Origin of the sequence: Pseudomonas sp. HMWF006 (assembly GCF_003061205.1) — a bacterium.
GTDB classification, from domain to species: Bacteria; Pseudomonadota; Gammaproteobacteria; order Pseudomonadales; family Pseudomonadaceae; genus Aquipseudomonas; species Aquipseudomonas monsensis.
Genome location: NZ_QAIU01000574.1, coordinates 1 through 3,490, shown reverse-complemented (window position 1 = coordinate 3,490; position 3,490 = coordinate 1). Strand labels below are relative to the sequence as shown.

Genomic DNA, 3,490 nt, shown 5'->3' with positions numbered 1-3,490 from the left:
GCCTTGCTACGTACACGGCATGCGCTGGAATACTTGCCGGCCGTGACGCAGATCGGTGAAGGGTTTGTTGCACACCTGGATTTTGCTTTGTTCACGTGCCTGTTACGACGCGGAAATCTTGTCGTGGTCGGGCAAATTCTGAGTCTTGAGCGTTTGCATCCGGCGCGACTGAGCAACCAGCCTGCGGTCAAGGTCGCGGTTGTGACCGAACTGGACTGGCTCAAGCAAATGCTCGCCCTGCGCAGTGGCGAGCCAGCACCGGCGGCCGGCTGGGTGCGTCATGTCGCGCTGGCCGATGCCATCGAGGGGCAGGCTTATGCGTGGGAAGAGGCGGCGCTTGGCCGGCAACTGGGCTTCATTCAAACCCTGGTGAATTCCCGAGTTGGCCCGGACTGCGAAAGTTTCGCAGACATGTATCAACAATGGTTGTCCTGCCGCCATCTGAATCCGGCCCAGCAACGCCTGCTGGATGCGCGCGTGCGGAGTTGGAGTTGGCGTCCGCGTATCGTGCCGATCGTGCTCGACAGCGAAGGTGATTTACCGGCGCTGGATGACACCCTCAACAGTCTTCGCCAGCAAGCCTACAGCGTTGAGCAAGTGGTGGTGCTTTCAGCAGTGCAGCGCCTGTCGGTCGAGGGTGTGCGTCACGTGCAGCTTGGGCCGGACGCGGCTGCTCAGTTCAATGATCTGCTGGGCGGGTTGGATAACGCGGACTGGATCTATCTGCTTCGCGCCGGTGATCGTGTGCATGAGCTGGCGTTGCTGTTGCTCGCCGAGCGCATGGTGGAGATGCCGGATGTACGTTGTCTTTACAGTGACGAGGGCGGCTTGCGTGACGAGGTCTCGATCGAGCCGGTGTTCAAGCCCGATTTCAACCTGGACCTGATGCGCAGTTTCCCCTATGTCGGCCGTGTGCTCGCGCTTCAGCGCCAGCGCGTGTTGGAACTAGGCGGCATGGCGGCAGGCTTTGGTGAGCTTGGCGTGCATGATCTGCTCTGGCGTCTGGTCGAAAACAATGGGCCGCACGCGATCGGACACATTGCTGAAGTTCTGGTGGAATCCACGCTTCGCCTGTCGCAATGGCTGACTCAGCCGCAGGTGATCGATCAGGCGCCGAGGGTTCTGGCTGCGCATCTGGCACGGCTGGGCATTCCTCACCGAATCCGCGCCGGCAGCCAGTCGATGATCAGCCGTGTGGATTACTTGCACGATCAATCGGCGATGGTCTCGATCATCATCGCGACCCGCAATGAGCTGTCGTCTCTAGAACGTTGCATTGAAAGCCTGTTGGAAAAAACCGCCTGCCAGCGCTTTGAGGTGATTATCGTCGACAACGGCAGCACGGCGCTGGATGCCTGCAACTGGCTGTCGGCCGTGGAGCAAATGGGCAGCGACAAACTGCGCGTTCTTCGTTGCGATCATGGCGACAATCTGGCTGCGGTACACAACTTCGCCGCCAGCCAGGCGAGCGGTGACTACCTGCTGTTTTTCAGTCCGTGCAACAACGTGGTCAATCCTGACTGGCTCGACGAGTTGCTCAACCATGCCCAGCGTCCGGAAGTCGGTATCGTCGGCGGTCGTCTGGTGAGTCCGCAAGGACGTATCGAAGGGGCCGCCCTGGTGCTCGGGCTGCGCGGAGCGGTGGGCGTGCCTAATCGTGGCGAGCTACTGAATACCCCGGGTTATATGCAGCGCCAACAGGCTGTGCAGAACTTCAGCGCAGTGGGCATCGACTGCCTGCTCGTGCGCAGGCAGGTCTTCGATGAAGTGCTTGGCCTAGACGAAAAAGATCTGTCCCAGGCGCTCAATGGCGCAGATTTCTGCCTGCGGGTGAAGCAAAACGGCTACCTCGTGGTTTGGACGCCATACGCCGAACTGATGCGAGTGACAGTACCCACCTATGCGGAACCGGCTCCGCGCATCCTGCAGAACGAGCAAAAAAGCTTTTACGAGCGTTGGTTGCCTCTGGTCGCCAGAGACCCTGCCTATAACCCCAATCTGAGTCTGGGCAGCAGTAATTTCAGTCTCGAACCCGGATTCAAAAACGGCTGGGATCCGTTTTCCCGTCAGTTGCTGCCCAAAGTGCTGGCGATACCGATCAACACGTCTGCCGTGGGCCATTATCGGGTTGCTCAGCCGTTTATAGAGCTGGAAGCGGCCGGGCGTATCGGCGGTCATTTGAGTTACCACACGCCAACGAACATCGAGCTTGAGCGCAGTTCGCCCGACGTGATTGTGCTGCAGGGTCGCTATAGCCAGAACGCGGTCGACGAAGTGGAGCGTGTCAAAAGCGCTTCCCGAGCGTTCAGGATTTTCGAGCTGGATGACTATGTGATCGATGTGCCGAAAAAGAACGCCCACATTCGCAAGGCGCAAGTCGGCGTCGACAAGATCGTGCGTCGAGGCATTAGTCTGTGTGACCGTGTGGTGGTATCGACCCAGCCATTGGCCGACGCATTGCGTGACATGCACCACGACATCCGTGTCGTTCCGAACATGTTGGCGCCACACTTGTGGGCGGGCCTGAGCAGTCGCCGCCGCACCTCGTGCAAACCTCGCGTCGGATGGGGCGGCGGCACCAGTCATGACGGCGACCTGGCGATCATTGCCGACGTCGTTCGTCTGCTGGCCAACGAAGTTGAGTGGGTGTTCTTCGGCATGTGCCCTCCAGCGTTGCGCCCGTTTGTCCATGAGTTCCATGCAAGCGTAGGCCTCGACGCCTATCCGGCCAAACTGGCCAGCCTGAACCTTGACCTGGCACTGGCGCCGCTGGAGTTTCATATCTTCAACGACTGCAAGAGCAATCTGCGACTGCTGGAGTACGGTGCCTGTGGCTACCCGGTGATATGTACCGAGACTGAAGCCTATCGCGGCTATTTGCCGTGCACCAAGGTCGTGAGCAACAGTACCGAGGAATGGCTTGAAGCAATCCGCATGCACCTGTCCGACCCTGACGCGAGCTATCGAATGGGCGATGCATTGCGGGAGGAGGTGCTGCGCGATTACCTGTTGAAGGGCAGCAACCTCAACTATTGGGCCGAGGGTTGGTTGCCCGACTGATTGCGAATCGATGTTCAAAAACAGGCGACCTAAAAGTCGCCTGTTTTGTTTGTAACGGTGACGATACAGATTTGCCGCACACCTCAAGTGCAATCGGGTTCGTGCCGACATATCGCAAACAATTCTTTTATTGAAATAGCCCGTCAACGCAGGTCGACAGGTATCTGGTTCAACAACATGGCAAGGAAGATGTCGTAATGGCAGTGATAAATGGGACAAATGGCGTGGATACGCTGACAGGTACCAGCGGTGATGATGAGATCAATGCCTTGGGTGGCAATGATGTGATCAAGGGCAGTGCCGGGGCGGACAAGATTGATGGGGGCGTCGGGTTTGATACTGTGGACTATTCGGGGTCCTCGGCTGGTATCAACGTCGATATCCGCAACGGTGTGGGTAAACCGGGTATTGGTGGCGATGCTGAAGGCGA

General features: G+C 58.4%; 2 protein-coding genes. Both read left to right on the top strand.

From position 1 onward, the window contains the following. Positions 1-3,060, top strand: a 3,060-nt coding sequence (locus DBR24_RS26355; RefSeq protein ID WP_256591856.1) for a glycosyltransferase, incomplete at its 5' end; no start/stop codon positions are given. Between the two features lie 197 nt (positions 3,061-3,257). Next, a partial coding sequence (locus DBR24_RS26350; protein WP_371921361.1) for a calcium-binding protein occupies positions 3,258-3,490 on the top strand: 233 nt, incomplete at its 3' end.